15 protein-coding genes, 2 tRNA genes and 3 rRNA genes are annotated in these 20,908 nt (G+C 48.5%); 1 reads left to right on the forward strand and 19 read right to left on the reverse strand.

Going from position 1 to position 20,908, the window contains the following annotated elements:
* Positions 1-7 precede the first annotated feature (7 nt).
* The 18 genes from amoA to ACH50O_RS16595 form a co-directional block, all read right to left on the reverse strand.
* Positions 8-757, reverse strand: coding sequence for a bacterial ammonia monooxygenase, subunit AmoA (amoA, locus tag ACH50O_RS16510; protein WP_036280011.1), 750 nt, complete (start codon positions 755-757; stop codon positions 8-10).
* 117 nt (positions 758-874) lie between these two features.
* The gene (gene amoC / locus ACH50O_RS16515; protein WP_192372476.1) at positions 875-1,627 is read right to left on the reverse strand and encodes a bacterial ammonia monooxygenase, subunit AmoC; all 753 of its coding nucleotides are present in this window, start codon (positions 1,625-1,627) and stop codon (positions 875-877) included.
* A 1,113-nt stretch (positions 1,628-2,740) separates the two neighbouring features.
* Positions 2,741-3,061 carry a Grx4 family monothiol glutaredoxin gene (grxD, locus tag ACH50O_RS16520; RefSeq protein ID WP_446808060.1) on the reverse strand — a complete coding sequence of 107 codons (321 nt, stop codon included), beginning with the start codon at positions 3,059-3,061 and terminating at the stop codon, positions 2,741-2,743.
* Between the two features lie 133 nt (positions 3,062-3,194).
* Positions 3,195-3,310 (reverse strand): 5S ribosomal RNA (rrf, locus tag ACH50O_RS16525).
* Between the two features lie 148 nt (positions 3,311-3,458).
* Positions 3,459-6,353: ribosomal RNA gene (locus ACH50O_RS16530) — 23S ribosomal RNA — on the reverse strand.
* Between the two features lie 320 nt (positions 6,354-6,673).
* Positions 6,674-6,749: transfer RNA gene (locus ACH50O_RS16535), tRNA-Ala, on the reverse strand.
* A gap of 115 nt (positions 6,750-6,864) precedes the next feature.
* Positions 6,865-6,941: transfer RNA gene (locus ACH50O_RS16540), tRNA-Ile, on the reverse strand.
* A gap of 60 nt (positions 6,942-7,001) precedes the next feature.
* Positions 7,002-8,535, reverse strand: a 16S ribosomal RNA gene (locus tag ACH50O_RS16545).
* Together the 16S, 23S and 5S rRNA genes with 2 tRNA genes alongside form the textbook arrangement of a ribosomal RNA operon.
* A gap of 400 nt (positions 8,536-8,935) precedes the next feature.
* Positions 8,936-9,829 carry a tyrosine recombinase XerC gene (gene xerC / locus ACH50O_RS16550; RefSeq protein WP_446808854.1) on the reverse strand — a complete coding sequence of 298 codons (894 nt, stop codon included), beginning with the start codon at positions 9,827-9,829 and terminating at the stop codon, positions 8,936-8,938.
* Positions 9,830-9,834: 5 nt separating this feature from the next.
* Positions 9,835-10,524, reverse strand: coding sequence for a DUF484 family protein (locus ACH50O_RS16555; RefSeq protein ID WP_446808855.1), 690 nt, complete (start codon positions 10,522-10,524; stop codon positions 9,835-9,837).
* Complete coding sequence (gene dapF / locus ACH50O_RS16560) at positions 10,521-11,351, reverse strand: diaminopimelate epimerase (RefSeq protein ID WP_446808856.1); 831 nt, start codon at positions 11,349-11,351, stop codon at positions 10,521-10,523. Before dapF ends, ACH50O_RS16555 begins: the two co-directional genes overlap by 4 nt.
* Before the next feature lie 7 nt (positions 11,352-11,358).
* Complete coding sequence (gene lysA, locus ACH50O_RS16565) at positions 11,359-12,606, reverse strand: diaminopimelate decarboxylase (protein WP_446808857.1); 1,248 nt, start codon at positions 12,604-12,606, stop codon at positions 11,359-11,361.
* A gap of 3 nt (positions 12,607-12,609) precedes the next feature.
* Positions 12,610-12,735 (reverse strand): LPS translocon maturation chaperone LptM, encoded by a 126-nt coding sequence (lptM, locus tag ACH50O_RS16570; protein WP_446812164.1) that lies wholly within the window; start codon positions 12,733-12,735, stop codon positions 12,610-12,612.
* 141 nt (positions 12,736-12,876) lie between these two features.
* On the reverse strand, positions 12,877-15,117 hold the full coding sequence (pilQ, locus tag ACH50O_RS16575) for a type IV pilus secretin PilQ (RefSeq protein ID WP_446808858.1): 2,241 nt from the start codon (positions 15,115-15,117) through the stop codon (positions 12,877-12,879).
* Positions 15,118-15,119: 2 nt separating this feature from the next.
* On the reverse strand, positions 15,120-15,677 hold the full coding sequence (locus ACH50O_RS16580; RefSeq protein ID WP_446808859.1) for a pilus assembly protein PilP: 558 nt from the start codon (positions 15,675-15,677) through the stop codon (positions 15,120-15,122).
* A complete protein-coding gene (locus tag ACH50O_RS16585) occupies positions 15,674-16,300 on the reverse strand; it encodes a type 4a pilus biogenesis protein PilO (RefSeq protein WP_446808860.1) in 627 nt (208 codons plus the stop codon). The genes ACH50O_RS16580 and ACH50O_RS16585 overlap by 4 nt, the downstream gene beginning before the upstream one ends.
* Positions 16,297-16,869 carry a PilN domain-containing protein gene (locus tag ACH50O_RS16590; protein WP_446808861.1) on the reverse strand — a complete coding sequence of 191 codons (573 nt, stop codon included), beginning with the start codon at positions 16,867-16,869 and terminating at the stop codon, positions 16,297-16,299. The genes ACH50O_RS16585 and ACH50O_RS16590 overlap by 4 nt, the downstream gene beginning before the upstream one ends.
* On the reverse strand, positions 16,869-17,930 hold the full coding sequence (locus ACH50O_RS16595; protein ID WP_446808862.1) for a pilus assembly protein PilM: 1,062 nt from the start codon (positions 17,928-17,930) through the stop codon (positions 16,869-16,871). Before ACH50O_RS16595 ends, ACH50O_RS16590 begins: the two co-directional genes overlap by 1 nt.
* A 212-nt stretch (positions 17,931-18,142) precedes the next feature.
* On the opposite strand from ACH50O_RS16595, the gene ACH50O_RS16600 reads away from it, so the two are divergent.
* Positions 18,143-20,506: a penicillin-binding protein 1A gene (locus ACH50O_RS16600; protein ID WP_446808863.1), complete on the forward strand. Its 2,364-nt coding sequence runs from the start codon at positions 18,143-18,145 to the stop codon at positions 20,504-20,506.
* A 69-nt stretch (positions 20,507-20,575) separates the two neighbouring features.
* Here ACH50O_RS16600 and rpmE read toward each other — a convergent pair whose 3' ends face one another.
* On the reverse strand, positions 20,576-20,776 hold the full coding sequence (gene rpmE / locus ACH50O_RS16605) for a 50S ribosomal protein L31 (protein WP_081607938.1): 201 nt from the start codon (positions 20,774-20,776) through the stop codon (positions 20,576-20,578).
* Positions 20,777-20,908: the final 132 nt, after the last annotated feature.

Raw genomic sequence — 20,908 nt, forward strand, 5'->3', positions numbered from 1 at the left:
CTTCTAATTAAGACGCGTCGTCAGCGATGAAGTCGGTTTTAGCGAACCATCTGCCGAAGAAGTGCCACAAGAAGTAAATAATGATAGAAACGAATCCAGAGAAGAACGCTGATACAGGAGCAACGTCTTTACCGAAAGTTCTTAATGTACCTTTCTCTACCATACGGATGTACTCAGGTGTACCTGTACGAACATAGTGGTAACCTTGTAAGTCAGCCAAAGTCATCATCATGCCGTTGTATTCTACAGGCACGTGCAATGGAGCGATAACAGGCCAGTTACCTGGGTAGAACAACAGACCATAAGCTAAACCACCAACAACAGCTGTCAGAGTCATGCTATTACCCAACATCAGGATAACGTCAAGAACAATGGCACCTGGCAACAGGTTAGATGGGAAGCAAATGTTAACTGGGAAATATGTCCAGCCCCAGAAGTTCATGTAACGGTTGATCCACTCACCAATCATCAGAGCAACAACAGACAAAGTCGCTCCAACTGGTAAACGGTATCTCCACCACAAGCAAGCTTGAACAGCCGCAGGGAATGTAATAGAAACGATAGGAGCTACGGTTACCCATAGACGTCTATCTTTCCAGTCGGTCCAAAAATCCCAGTCACCACCGGTCAACATGTAGTGAATGTGATAGCCACCCAATACTGCGGTGAACAGTGTAAAAAGAATCATCCAGTCAAACGTACGGGAAACTTGTACCGCTTCCGCACGTGAACGTACAGCTGATTGAGATGCGCTCATTAGCTTACCTCCTAAAGAATTAAAATTATATTTTTTTCACTTCTCTTTATCCTACCGCCACTTATTTAAAAGCAACGGCAGGAAAGGAGATAGTATTTTACTTTTAAAGATAAGCTATTAAGCCAAATCTTTTTTCAGCAATTTTGCAATTGCCATTACTTCGGTGTTCACAACACCCATTACAGCCAGAGCAGCCCAACCAAAGAATACGAAACCGTAATGCAATGGAGCAACGAACAACTCTTCCATAAACCAGAATGTGTGACCCCACTCGTTCAAACCAACGTTTGGCAGAATCATGAATGGACCGATAACCGCAATCAGATACATCAAGTGCAGACCTTCATGGTATGTAGGCAGTCTTGTTTTTGCATACATGAAAGAAGCTGAACCAGTAATGATGTAGATTGGGTATGACAGGTAGAACTCGATGATGTGACTTGGAGTGAAGTCAGTATCACGAACGATAGTTTGATGCCAAGTACCGTCTTGCTCTGTGAAATAAGAAGCACCCCAGTAGATAGCCCAACCGTAGCAAACCAACCATGTCCAGTGTGTGAAATGACGACGCAGTTCTTCACGTGGAGTAATTGACATTACTTTACGATCACGAGTTTTCCAGATATAGCCATTAATACCAGCAAACAACAGTACTTCGATAACAATCTCGATATACAGCATGTTCATCCAGTATGTTTCAAACTCTGGAGCAAATGAGTCTAAGCCAGCTGACCAGCCGTAAACACCTTCGTACCAACGAATGAAAGAATAAAAAACCAAGTACAGGGTAATACCTGCCCACAGGTTTTTTTGATTTAAAAGCGGTGCTTCCGCAGCATCAGCCTTAACTGATTCAGTTGTAGCAGCCATTTCTACCTCCTAAAAGATTATCTAAATCCCCGATCGTATCGGGAGTTCTTTGTTTTTCCATGTTACTAGCCTTCGTTATGAAGACACCCCGGTCCCTTGAGGTGCGTGGCAGTCTACCACTTGACCAATCCTTGTCAAGATAAATTGAACATTTTTATGCCGACTCTCGGTCAAGGATTTGATCTAAGATTGCCACCTAAGTAACCCTTGCTTCAAATATCCTTGCACTCTTTATTCAGCAAACATACGGAACGGAGCCGCTTACGGTGGACGCCATAATTAACATCAATGTCCGGACGCCCAATCAAGAAAGCGACGTCACAAACTGATGCATCTGATGAAAACCACTCAATCATCGCTCAATTTGCTCCCCGGCATCCGGAACAAGCTATCGGCGACAACTCTCCCCCTAGGTAGCTAGGGATTTTGGCCTAGTCAGCGCTCTTTAATTTGACGGTAAAAAGGCTACAGCGTGTTTCTTCTTCGCTGCGGGCACTTCGCGAGGCCCCCCGAAAAGTTAAGTACACCATAATTTAAGCCCATGGACAGTAAATTGGAGCCCTCATGTATTGCGTTTTATCAGCTTCGAGGACTTGTTGCTTACAGAAAACCAGCATACCCTTGCGACATGCCAAACGATTGAAGTGAATCGAGTATTTAGCTGAATGCGGCGTACCTAGAATCGCCAAATCACTCGACAATGAAGCCATTGCACATCGTAAAACTACGGTCCCCATGATGAAAAATTACGAATGGAAGACTAATGTAACCAAAAAGCCCCCCATAGCGGTCCTTCATTCCTAACCGTATCCAGCCTAAATTAGGTCAGGATTTTGAAACCGATCTACCGACTCCAAAAATAAGCGCCAGTGACCATTTAAATCCTGACCGACTTACGCGAGTTGCATTTAGCCATACATTATATCCCATGCGCGCAGTCGGTTGATCCTTAGCAGAGCTACACACTGGCAGACAATATCATGATCATTGTCACTTTAGTAGCGCCGCATACCCGATGAGGTGATTGCACATCCTCATCAATCAATACCCCTTTTCTGAACTGCAAAGAGGGTGAACAACAGTTAGATTCGGCCTATTATGAGTCTTTTAGACTTAAAGCGTAGCGCCGGCACCTGCCAGTAATGTCGTCAGCTCGCCTTTGCTGTACAAATCCAAAACGATGTCGCAGCCGCCGATCAACTCGCCTTGGACATATAGCTGAGGATAGGTAGGCCAGTTTGAATAGGCCTTGAGGGCTTCGCGCAGTTCCGGATCGTCAAAGATGTTAACGTGCGCATACGCCGCATTACAGGCCTCCAAGACTTGAACCACTCGACTGGAAAACCCGCACTGCGGAAAATCGGGCGTGCCCTTCATGTACAACACTACCGGGTTACCGGTTAATTGGGCTTGGATTCGTTCTATTGCACTCATGGCTATTCTCACTCAAAAAATTAACATCGCCCGATTCTAGCAACCGCTGTTGCAAATTTAAAGCGGTTACCGCTGCGGAGCAAACGGTCAAAAAAAAAGCCCTGCTGGTATCAGCAGGGCTTTTGGTTTAGGCGCTTGGCGATGACCTACTTTCACATGGCAACCTGCCACACTATCATCGGCGCTAAGCGGTTTCACTTCCGAGTTCGGGATGGGATCGGGTGGTTCACGCTCGCTATGTTCACCAAGCAAACTGGTTAGGCTGTTTTGCAGCCGTCATGCACAGGTCCTAAGCATTTCGCTTTGACCTGCCTTCATGGAAATCTGTATCGAGTTTGTCATTCTCAGTTGGTTATCAGCTTGTCATCTGACCTGACCCAAACGCATTGGGTGTTATATGGTCAAGCCTCACGGGCAATTAGTACACGTTAGCTTCACACATTACTGCGCTTCCACACCGTGCCTATCAACGTCGTAGTCTCCGACGGCCCTTCAGGGGACTTAAAGTCCCAGTGAGATCTCATCTTGGGAGGGGCTTCCCGCTTAGATGCTTTCAGCGGTTATCCTGTCCGAACGTGGCTACCCGGCAATGCCATTGGCATGACAACCGGAACACCAGAGGTTCGTCCACTCCGGTCCTCTCGTACTAGGAGCAGCTTCCCTCAAATCTCAAACGCCCACGGCAGATAGGGACCGAACTGTCTCACGACGTTCTGAACCCAGCTCGCGTACCACTTTAAATGGCGAACAGCCATACCCTTGGGACCTGCTTCAGCCCCAGGATGTGATGAGCCGACATCGAGGTGCCAAACACCGCCGTCGATATGAACTCTTGGGCGGTATCAGCCTGTTATCCCCGGCGTACCTTTTATCCGTTGAGCGATGGCCCTTCCATACAGAACCACCGGATCACTAAGACCTACTTTCGTACCTGCTCGACTTGTCCGTCTCGCAGTCAAGCACCCTTATGCCTTTGCACTCATTGCCTGATTTCCGACCAGGCTGAGGGTACCTTCGTGCTCCTCCGTTACTCTTTAGGAGGAGACCGCCCCAGTCAAACTACCCACCAGACACTGTCCCTAACCCGGATAACGGGTCGAGGTTAGAACTCCAAACATACCAGGGTGGTATTTCAAGGTTGGCTCCACGAGAACTGGCGTTCCCGCTTCAAAGCCTCCCACCTATCCTACACAAGTAGGTTCAAAGTCCAGTGTCAAGCTATAGTAAAGGTGCACGGGGTCTTTCCGTCTAGCCGCGGGTACACTGCATCTTCACAGCGATTTCAATTTCACTGAGTCCCAGGTGGAGACAGTGTGGCCATCGTTACGCCATTCGTGCAGGTCGGAACTTACCCGACAAGGAATTTCGCTACCTTAGGACCGTTATAGTTACGGCCGCCGTTTACTGGGGCTTCGATCAAGAGCTTCTCCGAAGATAACCCCATCAATTAACCTTCCAGCACCGGGCAGGCGTCACACCCTATACGTCCACTTTCGTGTTTGCAGAGTGCTATGTTTTTGCTAAACAGTCGCAGCCACCGATTTTTTGCAACCGCCTTACGCTCCATCCGCGAGGGACTTCACTTATCAACGGCATACCTTCTCCCGAAGTTACGGTATCATTTTGCCTAGTTCCTTCACCTGGGTTCTCTCAAGCGCCTTAGAATTTTCATCCCACCCACCTGTGTCGGTTTAGGGTACGGCCACTAGTAACCTGAAGCTTAGAGGTTTTTCCTGGAAGCAGGGCATCTATCACTTCGCTGTTCTTTCGAACCGCTCGTCATCACGTCTCAGCATAGAGCACCCCGGATTTGCCTAAGATGCATGCCTACCTGCTTAAACTGCCACTTCCAACCGACAGCTGATATAGCCTTCTCCGTCACCCCATCGCAGTTACTACTGGTACAGGAATATTAACCTGTTTTCCATCGACTACGCTTTTCAGCCTCGCCTTAGGTGCCGACTAACCCTGCGTCGATTAACGTTGCGCAGGAAACCTTGGGTTTTCGGCGAGGGGGTTTTTCACCCCCTTTATCGTTACTTATGTCAGCATTCGCACTTCCGATACCTCCAGCACACTTCTCAATGCACCTTCGCAGGCGTACGGAACGCTCCTCTACCACTCACACTTACGTGTAAATCCGTAGCTTCGGTACTATGCTTAGCCCCGGTAAATCTTCCGCGCAGACCGACTCGACCAGTGAGCTATTACGCTTTCTTTAAAGGATGGCTGCTTCTAAGCCAACCTCCTGGCTGTCTGTGCCTTTCCACATCGTTTCCCACTGAGCATAGATTTGGGGACCTTAGCTGACGGTCTGGGCTGTTTCCCTTTTCACGACGGACCTTATCACCCGCCGTGTGTCTCCCGTGCTTGCACTTGCTGGTATTCGGAGTTTGCATCGGGTTGGTAAGTCGGGATGACCCCCTAGCCGAAACAGTGCTCTACCCCCAGCAGTGATACACGAGGCGCTACCTAAATAGCTTTCGAGGAGAACCAGCTATCTCCGAGCTTGATTAGCCTTTCACTCCGATCCACAGCTCATCCCCGTCTTTTTCAACAGACGTGGGTTCGGCCCTCCAGTTAGTATTACCCAACCTTCAGCCTGGCCATGGATAGATCGCCCGGTTTCGGGTCTACACCTTGCGACTAAACGCCCTATTAAGACTCGCTTTCGCTACGCCTCCCCTATTCGGTTAAGCTTGCCACAAAATGTAAGTCGCTGACCCATTATACAAAAGGTACGCAGTCACCCCACGAAGGGGCTCCCACTGCTTGTACGCATACGGTTTCAGGTTCTATTTCACTCCGCTCTCCGCGGTTCTTTTCGCCTTTCCCTCACGGTACTAGTTCACTATCGGTCAGTAAGGAGTATTTAGCCTTGGAGGATGGTCCCCCCATATTCAGTCAAAGTTTCACGTGCTCCGACCTACTCGATTTCACTAAAAAAAGGTTTTCGTGTACGGGGCTATCACCCTGTATCGCCGGACTTTCCAGACCGTTCCACTAACCTTATCCTAGCTTAAGGGCTAGTCCCCGTTCGCTCGCCACTACTTAGGGAATCTCGGTTGATTTCTTTTCCTCCGGGTACTTAGATGTTTCAGTTCTCCGGGTTCGCTTCAGTGAGCTATGTATTCACTCAAAGATGACGTGCTTATGCACGCCGGGTTTCCCCATTCGGACATCTCTGGATCACAGCCGGTTTGCAGGCTCCCCAAAGCTTTTCGCATGCTACAACGTCCTTCATCGCCTCTTACTGCCTAGGCATTCACCGTATGCGCTTATTCACTTGACCATATAACCCGAATACGTCTGTACTTTGGTTATACTGTCAGCTGACATTTTCGCTGATTTTTTCTGCTTGAGAACGACATGCTGTTTGCTTGCTGTCTTTATCTTTCGACATTGACATCATTCAAACCGCAACTCGTTTCAGTTTCGATCGTTTCCGATCGTTACTATAGTTACAGATTTCCATATTGTTAAAGAGCTATTGGTAGGAATACCAATGCTATAAAGTCTTTATCTCTATTTTGGGATAAAACTGTATAGCGCTGATGTCCACATCCAAGTGCTTACATTTGACGAACTGGTTACCCTCAGCGTTCAGCGTAATGGTGGAGCCAGGGAGGATCGAACTCCCGACCTCCTGCGTGCAAGGCAGGCGCTCTCCCAGCTGAGCTATGGCCCCTAAAACAGACTAAAGACCAAGACTCAAGCCGAAATCCGAATCCATTCAACGTTCCAGTCTACCCAGAATTGTTGTCTGATCATTTTCCGCCTTGTCGCTTTCGCCTTTTATGCGTTGGTGGGTCTGGGAGGAGTTGAACCTCCGACCTCACCCTTATCAGGGGTGCGCTCTAACCAACTGAGCTACAGACCCAGGTGCGTCTTTCAATCGAAATAATTTGTTGTGAGTACGTGTAACGGTGTGCCGTCTTTGTAAGGAGGTGATCCAGCCCCAGGTTCCCCTAGGGCTACCTTGTTACGACTTCACCCCAGTCATGAATCACAAAGTGGTAAGCGCCCTCCCGAAGGTTAAACTACCTACTTCTTTTGCAACCCACTCCCATGGTGTGACGGGCGGTGTGTACAAGGCCCGGGAACGTATTCACCGCGGCATTCTGATCCGCGATTACTAGCGATTCCGACTTCACGCAGTCGAGTTGCAGACTGCGATCCGGACTGGGACCGGCTTTTTGGGATTAGCTTACTCTCGCGAGTTCGCAGCCCTCTGTACCGGCCATTGTAGCACGTGTGTAGCCCTACCCATAAGGGCCATGATGACTTGACGTCGTCCCCACCTTCCTCCGGTTTATCACCGGCAGTCTCCCTAGAGTTCCCGACATGACTCGCTGGCAACTAAGGATAAGGGTTGCGCTCGTTACGGGACTTAACCCAACATTTCACAACACGAGCTGACGACAGCCATGCAGCACCTGTCTCAGAGCTCCCGAAGGCACTCCGCTATCTCTAACAGATTCTCTGGATGTCAAGGGTAGGTAAGGTTCTTCGCGTTGCATCGAATTAAACCACATGCTCCACCGCTTGTGCGGGCCCCCGTCAATTCATTTGAGTTTTAGCCTTGCGGCCGTACTCCCCAGGCGGTCAACTTAATACGTTAGCTCCACTACTAAGTTCTTTAAGAACCCAACAGTTAGTTGACATCGTTTACGGCGTGGACTACCAGGGTATCTAATCCTGTTTGCTACCCACGCTTTCGTACCTCAGCGTCAGTTTTAGTCCAGGGAGCCGCCTTCGCCACTGGTGTTCCTTCAGATCTCTACGCATTTCACCGCTACACCTGAAATTCCACTCCCCTCTACTAAACTCTAGTTGCCCAGTATCAAATGCAGTTCCCAGGTTAAGCCCAGGGCTTTCACATCTGACTTAAACAACCGCCTACGCACGCTTTACGCCCAGTAATTCCGATTAACGCTTGCACCCTCCGTATTACCGCGGCTGCTGGCACGGAGTTAGCCGGTGCTTCTTGTATAGGTAATGTCAGTCTACCGGGTATTAACCGGCAGGTATTCCTTCCTATTGAAAGTGCTTTACAACCCTCAGGCCTTCTTCACACACGCGGTATTGCTGGATCAGGCTTTCGCCCATTGTCCAATATTCCCCACTGCTGCCTCCCGTAGGAGTCTGGGCCGTGTCTCAGTCCCAGTGTGGCTGATCATCCTCTCAGACCAGCTATGGATCGTCGCCTTGGTAGGCCATTACCCTACCAACTAGCTAATCCAACATAGGCTCATCTATTAGCGCCAGGTCCGAAGATCCCCAGCTTTCCCCCGTAGGGCGTATGCGGTATTAGCGTGAGTTTCCCCACGTTGTCCCCCACTAATAGGCAGATTCCTATGCATTACTCACCCGTCCGCCACTCGTCAGCGCCCGAAGGCCTGCTACCGTTCGACTTGCATGTGTTAAGCATACCGCCAGCGTTCAATCTGAGCCATGATCAAACTCTTCAGTTTAATTTTAACTTGTCACTAAATAAGATTAGTGACCAATCTTGGCTCGACTACAGAACATCTTTTCTTGCGAATTGACGTGGTTTCTGTGTCGACTATTTCTAACAGCACATAGTCGCTACACATACCCACACAAATTATTTCGATTTAGTTTGTTAAAGAGCCAGAGCATTTCGCCCTGTTGAGCCGACATATTCTACAGCGTTTTCAGTTTCTGTCAAATTTATTTTTAAGCCATTTCAAAAAACCGAAATACCAAAAACGAACCTGCCAATCAACAACCTTAAACCCGCCGAACCATGCCGACCGCCTCGCTGCTAAAACTTAAAAGCCAGAGCAGTGAAGAGCCGTGCATTTTAATCATACAATCACTACTCGTCAAGCCCTTTTTCTAAAATAGCTTTTAAAGTTTCTTTGACCGCGGATGCGCCTGATCGTATACAGCAGCAAGGTGCTGAAAATCCAAATGTGTGTATATTTGGGTGGTGGAAATATCACTGTGCCCCAATAATTCTTGAATAGCCCTTATGTCCTGACTAGCTTCAAGCAGATGACTGGCAAAAGAATGCCTCAACATATGTGGATGAAGATGCTCGGCTATACCGTTTTTTTTACCCCAGCGATCCAATCTTAGCTGCACGCTTCTTTGACTTAACCGGCGTCCTCGTAAAGAAACAAAAACCGCATCCTCGCCAACATCTGGCCGACACCCTAGCCAAACCTTAATCGCACCGAGCGCCTTTTCACCGACAGGCAACTGTCTTTGCTTACCACCTTTACCAAATCGCACCTTCAAAAATCCAGCCGAAAAGTCGATGTCCGATAGATCAAGCATCACTAACTCACTCAACCGCAATCCCGATGAATAAAATAATTCGAACATCGCCAAATCCCGGATTTCAAGCACCGAATCCGGCGTGACGCTCAGCATTCCCGCCATCTGGTCGACATCCAACACACTGGGAAGCCTTTTAGATATTTTTGGCGCGAGCACATGCTGAGCGGGGTTGTGCTCTACCTGATGAGTTTTTAACAAAAATCGATAAAAGCTGCGTAATGCAGCTAATTCCCGTTGAATTGTTTTACCGGCAATCCCAGCTTGGTGACGCCCGGCAATATATCTCCGTATGCTCCCTACCTGCACATCCTGCCAACACTTAAGTTTTTGCGTATCGCAAAACCTCATAAATCGTGTCAAATCACGCCGATAATTAGTCGATGTATGTTCGGCAACTCGTCTTTCCGAAATCAAATGGTTGAAAAACAAATCTAAAGCTCGGTCGGCATCCGTATGCATCAAATTCAATCCATCTGCTGCAATAGTGAAATCAAACGCGTCCCGACTATCTCGCTCATCTGGGTGAGAAATATGCTTCCCATACTGTAATGAAATCTCGAGTCATCTCGGCTGCCAATAGCCAATAGTCCATCAAGTTGTGTAAACACCATAGGGATGATCGCGCATGACCGAACCTCGGCCGCTACATCCCCAAATAAAAATCGCGCTTGAGCCAAAGTAGGCCGACCGCATTTCGGTTGATTAGTCGCCAATTCATTTGAAAAGTGCTTTAAATTAGCGTCATCCGCACCAACAAATAGATTACTGATTGGCGACAACGGCCGTTCCTTTACGATCTTAATGGCGACAAAATCGGTTAAAAAGCATTCGGCCAAAACTTCGCTCAAATTTGCGACCGCATCCTCCAAGGAGTTTGCTTCCAACATAGCCAATGTCAGCTCATGCATTCGATTGAATGATGCATCATTTTCCCTGGCAATATCGATCAATGCAGTCAATTGGTTCTCCTGCTCCTGATGCTTAACCCTGAAAAGTTCCAATTGCTTCGAAATTAACGAAATAGCGTTACCACTGGGGTGTGGAATATGCATGGTTTCCAATAAGTCGAGATGATTTTGGAAAAACTCAGGATGCTCACGCAAATAAACCTTAACTTGTGCTTCGGTTAATGCCGCCTGCTGCTCATCGCTCATAACTGTATTTGTCCTTCGTATACCGAGGTAGCCGGCCCCGTCATCAGTACGGGATGCCCACGCCCCAACCAATTAATCTTTAATTCACCACCAGGTAGGCTAACCTGGACATCGTGCTCCAACAAACCGAGTTCGATTCCGGCTACAACAGCCGCGCACGCACCGCTACCGCACGCCAAAGTCTCCGCGGCTCCGCGTTCGTAAACACGCAATTTGACTTGCTGCCGATTAACGACTTGCATGAAACCGATATTCGCCCTCTCGGGAAATAGCCCGTGCCGCTCCAACTGCGCCCCAACAGACGCGACTGGAGCAGAGGCAACATCATCGACCCGGATTACCGCATGCGGATTGCCCATAGAAACGGCTGAAAACTCAATTTCTGTTTCCATTAATTTCGCTTTGTACCGACTAGCTTGCTCATCCACATTCAACGGTATTTGGGCGGGCTGATGTTTAGGCACCCCCATATTGACGGTAATCGAACCGTCTCTATCAAACTGCAGCACCAACTGCCCCGCGTCGGTATCTACTACAATTTCATCGCTACTGCTTAGCCCCTTCTCGCGCACGAAACGGGCAAAGCAACGCGCACCATTGCCGCACTGCGCGACTTCGCCACCATCGGCATTGAAGATCCGGTATTTAAATTCCGCATTATCGCTAATCGGCTTTTCCACCAACAACAACTGATCGCACCCCACACCAAAATGACGATCGGATAGAAATCGAATCTGCTCGGCCGTTAAATGAATTTGCTGATTGATGCCATCGATCACCACAAAGTCATTACCAAGACCGTGCATTTTGGTGAAATTAATCTTCATAAAAACCTCAGGGCAAAAGCTGTTCGCCAACCCATAATTGCTCCAGGTTTTCCCTGGCTCTAATTAGGTGGATTTTGTCGCCATCAACCATAACCTCGGCAGCTCTGGGCCTAGAGTTATAATTGGAACTCATGGTAAACCCATAAGCCCCCGCCGACCGCACCGCTAAAAGATCGCCTTGCGCTAGGTTTAGCGACCTATTTTTACCCAGAAAATCGCCGGTTTCACAGACGGGCCCGACAATATCCCACTCAATCGCCGGCTCCTGGTCTCCAAGCTTCGCAGGGATAATGTCCTGCCACGCACCGTATAACGCCGGCCTCACTAAATCGTTCATCGCCGCATCGACAATAGCAAAGTTTTTATGGGCGGTGGGCTTAAGGTATTCCACCCTGGTGAGCAATATTCCCGCATTCCCGACAATTGCCCTACCCGGCTCCAATAGAATTTCATAGTCACGATCGCCAAGACGCTCCAATATCCTCTGGATATATTCGGAGGGCTGCGGCGGCTGCTCATCCCGATAGCAAATCCCCAACCCACCGCCTAAATCGAGGTGGTGGAGTTCGATGCCCTCGGCCCGCAACAAATCGACCAACGCTAAAACTCGATCCAAAGCATCCAAAAATGGAGTCGTTTCCGTTAATTGCGAGCCAATGTGGCAATCGATACCAACGACTTTAATATTGGGCATGCTTGCGGCACGCCGGTATTCTTGGATTGCCAGCTCAATATCGACCCCGAATTTGTTCTCTTTCAGACCGGTAGAAATATAGGGATGGGTTTTAGCGTCGACATCGGGATTGACGCGAAATGACACCGGGGCCACCACGCCCAATTGGCCGGCCAAACGATTGATTCGATCAAGCTCGCCACTGACTTCGACGTTAAAACAGCGTATCCCAACTTGCAATGCCGCCAAAATTTCTTCTTCGCGCTTACCAACACCGGAAAATACGATTTTGTTCGGATCACCGCCAGCCGCCAACACTCGACGCATTTCTCCCTGCGACACGATGTCAAATCCGGATCCCAAGCGAGCCAAAACGTTCAAAATCGCGATATTGGAGTTTGCCTTTACTGCATAGCAAATCAGATGCCGGCGCCCTCCGAAAGATTGATCGAAAGCTTGCCAATGCCTCTCAAGCGTAGCTCGCGAATAAACATAACACGGCGTGCCGTAGTTAACGGCAATTTCATCGACAGAAATGCCTTCGGCAAACAATACTTGTTGCCGGTAATTAAAAAAATCCATGGATTATTGGTCTTGTTTAGGTACGTAGATTGGCGGCGGACTATCCGGCATATATAAAGGCCCGGTTTGACCGCAGGCCTGCAACAGCAATGCCCAGAACACTAGAATCAAAAGCTTGTTTGTAGACATATTCAAAAAAACTCAGGGTAACGAGCGAGGAATATAGCATAGCCAGCGCGTAAAAGAACGAGCAGCAGACTCTGACGGAACAAATCTCATACCCACAAAAAAGGGGCGTAAAGCCCCTTTTTTAATCGAAGAATCCGAAAATCACTTGGCCGTTAGGGATTCTTTTACCACTTTAGGGGTTATAAATACCAACAACTCCTTTTTATTATCTGTCTTGATACTTTTCTTAAACATCCAGCCTATCACCGGCAAATCGGATACCCAAGGGACGGTATTATAAGAGTCCTGAACAGTTGACTCATAAATCCCACCCAAAACCACTGTCTCACCATCTTCGACCTGAACTTTGGTTTTCAATTGCCTGGTATCGATAGGCACAGTGGCATTGCCGCCAGTCGCCAACGGCGTTCCCGGAGAGTCCTTTTTGATATCCAGTTGCATAATCACGCTGCCGCTGGGCGTAATTTGCGGCGTGACATTCAACTCCAACACCGCATCCACCAATTGAGTGACCGGCCCGGTTGACTGACTCTGCGTTTGGTATGGAATCTGCACACCTTGCTTAATTGATGCTTGCACCCTATCACTGGTCATCACGCGCGGGTTGGATACCAACTCGCCCTTACCATCATCCTGCAAAGCGTTAATTTCAAGGTTTAACAGATAGTCCGCACCTCTGGCTAAAGTCAACGCCAAAGCGCCACCGCTAGAAGCCGCCAGCGCGGAACCCAAATCTTGTAAAATTTGCGAATTTTCACTAGTGTCCACTCCACTACCGGTCATTCCATATTGCGTACCGCTATTCACATCGGCCTTGTGCGCGACCCCAAATTTAGTTCCCAAATTCTGCGCAAACGAGGTATCGGCGATCACTATCCTTGACTCGATTAATACCTGCCTAACCGGCACGTCCAGCAATTTGATCATTTTACGGATATCTTCCATTGCTTTTGCCGTATCTTTAATAATTAAGGTGTTTGTCCGAGCATCCTGGATCGCAGTACCGCGCGGCGAAAGCAATCTCATACTACCGCCTGCTCCTGTTTGGCCGGACGCACCACCGACACCCGCCTGCTGACCACCACCACTACTACCGCCGCCACATCCACCGCCGCCCCCCCCAGAGCCTCCGGCACCGGACTGCCCCCCTTGCGAGTTATTACCGATCCCTATCAATACGCCGCAAATTTCACTGGCTCTCGCATAATTAATCTGGATATTTTCGGTTTTTAAGGGTTCGAGTTCTTCAAATATTTTTTTCGAATCCAGCTCTTCCTGCTCTATTTTCATAATCTCGGCAACCGGCGCCACCATCACCACGTTGCCATTTTGTCTTTTTGCCAGTCCTTTGGATTTTAAAATCAATTCCAAAGCCTGGTCCCAGGGCACGTCGTTCAATCTGAGCGTAACATTTCCCCCTACCGTATCGGCAGCGATAATATTGAGTTCGGTAAAATCCGCCAGAATCTGCAGTACCGAGCGCACTTCGATATCTTGGAAATTTAATGACAGCTTGTTGCCGACATAAGGAAATTTTTCTTTTTGTTGCGCTTCCTTTTCCGCCGGCGTCAAAGGCCTAAACTCGACAGTCAATAAATTATCTGACTGATAGGAAGAGTAATCGTAATTGCCGTTGTTAGGCGTAATCACAATGTTGACGCTATCGCCTCTAGGAGACGCCTCTATTTTTTGCACCGGCGTTGCAAAATCTGAGACATCGAAACTTTTGACCAAGGACTCAGGCAACTTGGTATTCAGGAAACTCAGCACCACTTTGCCGGCATTTTGCTTGGCATCCACCACGGTATTGGCCGCCGACAATCCCAGCAATAATCGACCCTCCCCATTCGGCCCACGTCTAAAATCGATGCTCTTGATGTTTTGTTCGGGTAAAAACTTACTGATAACAGAATCCTTAGCGGCGGGGGCTTGCTGCACCGCATGATTTACTGCGGCGACGGTGCCGGTGGATTTCAACACCACATAAAACTTGTTGCCATCAATCTTAGTTTCGTAGGGTACCTTTTCGATCAAATTAATAATGACCCGAGTACGTCCGGACGCCTCCACCACATACACCGTGCCGGCAGCGCCTTGATTAATAGGGAAGCTTTTTTTCGCCAAATTACTTTTCACACCTACAAAGTCCAACGCGATCCTGGAAGGATTATCGGTTTGAAATATTTTTGGCGTCGCCACCGGACTGTCCATTTCCAGCAGAACTTGCACTTGGTTGCCGGCTAAGGTGGAAAACTCCAGATTGGTTATTGCTCCGTCGTCGGCACTTACAACGGCAATTTGCGCAAAAAATCCCAGCAACACCGAACACCAGAAACCGAAACCGGCCGCTTTCCATCCATTTTTATTTTGTTTAGTACTCATTTCTATAACCCTTTTTCATCGGCCAATGCCAGTGAAGACTGTTGTTCGCGCCAAGTGCCCGGCTTATCAGGTACGATTTCCATTAGCTCTATTTTGTCGTCAAGAATACGCAGAATCTTGCCGTAATTTTGCCCCATGTGATGACCGACCTGTACGCGATGAATAGTGCCATCCCTAGCCCTCACCAATCCCCAGAATCCCTTGTCATTGCGTAGAGTGCCGACCATACGCAGACTGTCGAGCGGATAAGCCTCCAGCTCTTCCTTACGGCGTTCAACATCGGGCTTAATACCGTTAATGCCGGAAACATCAATATTGCTATCGTCATCTTTTCGTTCTATCGACCGAAAAGGGTCTCGCAAACCTTCGGGTTTAAAAATAAAGGACTCAACTACTTTGATTTCCGGCAATGGCTCTATAGCAGCTTTTGGACGCGCCTTGACTTCCGCAATATATTTGGTCAGATCGCTAACATCGTCTCCGCCGCAACCCACTGCTCCGATCAGCAGTAATCCGAGAGCGGGCAGCGCGGAAACAATTTTAAATTCGCCAGACCTCATTGCCCTCTCCTTTTTCTCGCCGCCGAAGCTCCCCCAACTTGCGCCGACTCACCCTCGTTGTAGGTTTTGATCGTTGCAGTCATCGTCATACCATCTTTGCCTTCTTTACCCAGCGGCGACATGACTACGTCGTGAACGGTTACAATCCTCGGCAAGGACGCCAGTCCGCTGACAAACAAGCCCAATTCCTCATATTTGCCGACAACCTGAATACCGATCGGCAATTCCGAATAGAACTCTCTATTGATTTCCGCACCGGGTTGAAACAATTTAAACTCTAAGCCGCTTGCTAATCCGGTTTGGGAAATGTCGACCAACAGACTGGCAACCTCGGCTTTAGTCGGCATCTGCTTCAACATCTCGCCTAACGATGCCTCAATTTGATCCAATTGATCGCGGTAATCCTGCAGATTCACGGCCTTTTTTTGTTTAACTTCAAACGCACTTTTCAGGCTTTCTTCTTGTTTTTCAAGTACATCCAACTCATCCAGCTGCGGCACAGTAATGAAATAAACTCCTGCAGCCGCCGTTAATACCGAAAAAATCAGAATGACGATAATCTTGAGCGGCGTCGGCCAGCTGCCCGCCGAATTAATGTCCCAATTTATTTCAGACAAATTCATTTGCCGACTCCCTGTTGATTCTTATCAACCTTCTTGCCTTGCTTGGCCGTCATCGTAAAGTCGTTCATCTGTCCATCTTTCTTGCCTTCACCCTTGATCACCGTAAGAACGGAAGTATTCAACCAAGGAGAGCTATCGATTGCCCGCATATAGGCCGACACGCGGGCATTCGACTCGGCTTTGCCATCCAGGGTTAAAACCGCTCCCGCTTGGGAAAACTTGGTCAGATAAATACCTTCCGGTGTAGTTTTCGCCAATTCGTCAAATAAATGCACCACCTCCGGCCGGCTTTCTTGCAATTTTTGAATCACTTCGATTTTAGTCAGCAGCTTGTTTTTCTTATCTTCGATCTCTTTGATTTCCTGGATACGCTTATCCAATATTGCAATTTCGTTTTGCAAAAGCGTATTTCTGCGAGTCTGGTATTCTTTAATCCCTTCGATATACATGTAAACCACCACCAAAATCAGCGCCGTCACCAAAACCCCGGCACCAATACCCGCCACAAAATCTTGCTGCTTTTTTTTACGCAGCTCTTCACGCCAAGGGAGTAAATTAATTCTTGCCATTAATCGAAACTCCTTAACGCTAAACCGCACGCTATCATCATGGCAGGTGTATCGTTGCTTAGGCTTTGGGGCTTAACTCGATTGGAAAGCGCCATATTGATGAAAGGGTTGGCGATATAAGAAGGTATCCCTAGATCGCGCTCCACCAATTTGTCCAAACCGGCAATCGAAGCACAGCCTCCAGCGAGAACCAACGCATCCACACCGCGATTTGCGCTGGACGAAACGAAAAACTGCAACGATCTGGCGATTTGCTGCAGCATGGCTTTTTTAAACGGCTCCAGTACATCGGTCACATAGTTATCGGGTAATCCGCCGTGTTTTTTCGCCAAGCCCGCTTCTTCGTAGGATAGGCCGTAACGGCGCTGAATCTCCTCTGTGAGCTGTTTGCCGCCAAAACCTTGTTCACGGGTATAAACAGTTTTGCCTTCATGCAGGATGTTCAACGACGTCATCGTTGCGCCGACATCCGCAATCGCTACCGTCATATTGCCGGCACCTTCGGGCAATTGATCGGCCAGCAAGGAAAAAGCGTTTTCCATGGCAAAGGCTTCCACATCCACAACTACCGCCTTCAACCCCGCATAGGCCAAAGCTGCAACTCTATCCTCAATATTTTCCCGGCGAGAGGCAGCCAATAACACGTCAACCATATCCGGATTATTTTTAGTGATTCCTTGAACTTCAAAGTCGAGATTAACTTCGTCCAACGAATAAGGGATGTACTGATCAGCTTCTACCATGATCTGCTCTTCCATATCCCGATCGGACAGCGACGCCGGCATGGAAATAATCTTGGTCATCACCGACGACCCGGCAACGGCAACACTCGCCTGTTTCGCACGAGTACCGGATTGCTTCACGGCCGCTTTTATCACGCTACCGATCTGTTCGATATTAGTGATATTCTTATCGACTATAGCATCCTGCGGCAGAGGCGCCACCGAATAACTTTCTACCTTGTAACGCGCGCCGATTCGACTCAATTCCAACAATTTAACCGCAGCGGTACTAATATCCACACCCAGCACAGCCGACGGATTCCTGCTCAACCAGCTCATGAAAGAACCCTTTTTAGATCGAATAAAGTTGAATTTAGCTCACGCATGCTCAGACCAGGCTTGCAGAACCCACATGGGAAAGCAGTATAGTAGGTTTTTTTATTTTCATCCTCTTAGATAAACCACTTTACACTTAACTTTAGGTTGTTCCCAATATCGAAAGGGGTTATTTTGGCCGGCAATTTGTATTTTAGCAGCGCATTTGAATTTCAGTGCCCATCAAGAAAACTCCAAAACCAAAGTCGCTGATTAAGACACTTTTTAAGTGGCTGGCTTTACTTTTTCTTGCTTTTTTAAGCACCTTTCTGCTCGCCAGTTATTTTTTCATTACCGAACTTGACAAAGAACTGCCGGATATCGCGCAGTTACAAAACGTTCAATATCAGATGCCGTTGAGTATTTATAGCCAAGACAATCTACTGATTGAGCAGTTTGGCGAGAAACGTAGAATCCCGCTGACTATCGAGCATGTCCCGGAAAAACAGATCAAAGCTTTCATCGCGGCGGAGGATGATCGCTTTTACAAGCACATCGGCGTGGACTTCAAGGGATTGTTACGCGCAGTTACGCAATTAGCACTAACCGGCAAGAAGAGACAAGGCGGTAGCACCATCACCATGCAGGTCGCCCGCAACTTTCTGCTTAGCAACGAAAAAACTTACTTGCGCAAGCTTAAAGAAATCCTCCTGGCACTAAAAATCGAAAGGCAATACTCCAAAAATCAGATTTTGGATCTGTATTTAAACAAAATTTATATGGGCCAACGCGCTTACGGTGTTGCCGCCGCCGCCCAAACCTACTACGGCAAAGACATTTCGGCGCTAAACCTAGCTCAACAAGCGATGATTGCAGGCCTACCCAAAGCGCCGTCAATTTATAATCCGATAACCAATCCGCAGCGCGCCATGGAACGACGTAATTACGTGTTACGCAGAATGCTCGATTTACAATACATCAACCAAAGCGAATACGAAACAGCAGTAAACGCTACCGACGACGCCGCGCTTCAACCGATAAATATCGAACTGCAAGCACCTTACTTAGCCGAGATGGTTAGACAGGAAATCATGTCGAAGTACGGAGAATCGGCATATACCCTGGGTCTAAAGATTTACACTACAGTCCCCAGCCACCTACAAATTGCGGCGGACCAAGCATTGCAGCAAACGCTACACGAATATGACGAACGTCATGGCTATCGGGGCCTCCCCCATAAAAACGCTCAAAAAAATAATGCCCGACTTACCGACAGCGTCATTGGCGATGCACGCCAAGCACTCGTAATAGCGGTGACAGCATCCGGCGTCAGCGCCAGACTATATGACAATACTCCGATCAACATCGCCTGGAAAAACATAGAGTGGGCACGACCTTACCCGGATAAGAACATCGGCACTAGCAGCGCATTTCTAAAACCAAACGACATAATTTGGACCCGACAACTGCCGGAACAAGAATGGGCGCTGACACAAATTCCCGAGGCGGAAGCGGCATTTGTAGCCCTCAACCCGAACAACGGCGCAATTCTAGCCCTTTGCGGCGGGTTTGATTTTTATCACAGCAAATACAACCGGGCGACGCAGTCCAAACGCCAACCAGGCTCCGGATTTAAACCCATTGTGTATACCGCCGCATTGGAAAAAGGCTTTACGCCAGCCAGCATCATTAACGATGCCCCAATCGTGATCGAAGACCCGTCGCAGGAAAACGATTGGCGACCTGAAAACTACAATCGCCGGTTTCTGGGACCAACGCCGCTGAGAGTTGCGCTACGAGAATCGATTAACCTTGTCTCTATTCGCTTATTGCAGGAAGTCGGTATCCCCCAAGCAATAGACACAGCAATACGTTTTGGCTTTGACAAGGATCAACTACCCGGCACGCTATCGCTGGCGCTAGGCAGCGGCTACGCCTCTCCGTTGAGAATGGCGTCGGCTTACGCCGTTTTTGCCAATGGCGGCTTTCTGGTAAAACCTTATCTGATCGATAGAATAGAAGATCATCAAGGCCGGCTATTATTCCAAGCCGATCCACCAACTGCTTGCGCGGATTGCCCGGAACAAGAGCCAGCGCCCAGTAATCGAGCCCCCAGGGCAATTTCAGCAAAAATCAATTTTCTAGCGAACAGTTTGCTTCGCGACGTTGTGCAACGCGGAACCGCGACGCAAGCCAAGCAATTAGGCCGCAACGACTTAGCTGGAAAAACCGGCACCACCAACGAGCAAAGAGACGCTTGGTTCAACGGATTTGCTACCGACATTGTAGCTTCGGCATGGTTGGGCTTCGATAATTCGCTGCCTTTGGGCCGCGGAGAAACCGGCGGCAAAGCCGCTTTGCCAATGTGGATCAAGTTCATGAAATCCATTCAGCAATATTTCCCGGAAAAGCCATTGATACAACCTACCGGCATCGTCCAAGCCTATATCAATCCGGCGGACGGACTATTGCTCGATCAGCAAGCTAAAGGCGGTATTTGGGAGTATTTCAGCGAGGAGACAGTACCGACAGCAACATCGGCGCCAAAATCGGAAGAGTCCGCAGAGGAAGAAAAATTCGCGGAGGAAGCGTTATTTTAAGGGAATTGTGAACTTAGAAGAATCTGGCCGCCAACTGCTCGACGGCCGTGCAAAACTTCTCGGAAATCGTTATTTTCCGAATTTTTTACGGAATTTATCTACGCGGCCCGACGTATCAACGACGCGCTGTTTACCGGTATAAAACGGATGACAAGATGAACACACCTCGATGTGTAGATCTGAGGCCAACACAGAACCGGTTTGAAAAGTATTGCCGCACCCGCAAGTTACGGTAATTTGTTTATATTCTGGGTGTATTTCTGGTTTCATAGCGCTCACATACCCGTTCCGGGCTACATACTTGATAGAGAACTGCTTATGATACGATCTCGACAGGTAATCTGCAACACAAAAACAGTTCTAAACAATAACTCGGCGTCTCAGCCCATCACCGCCCCCCGT

This window comes from Methylomonas sp. 2BW1-5-20, assembly GCF_052474515.1.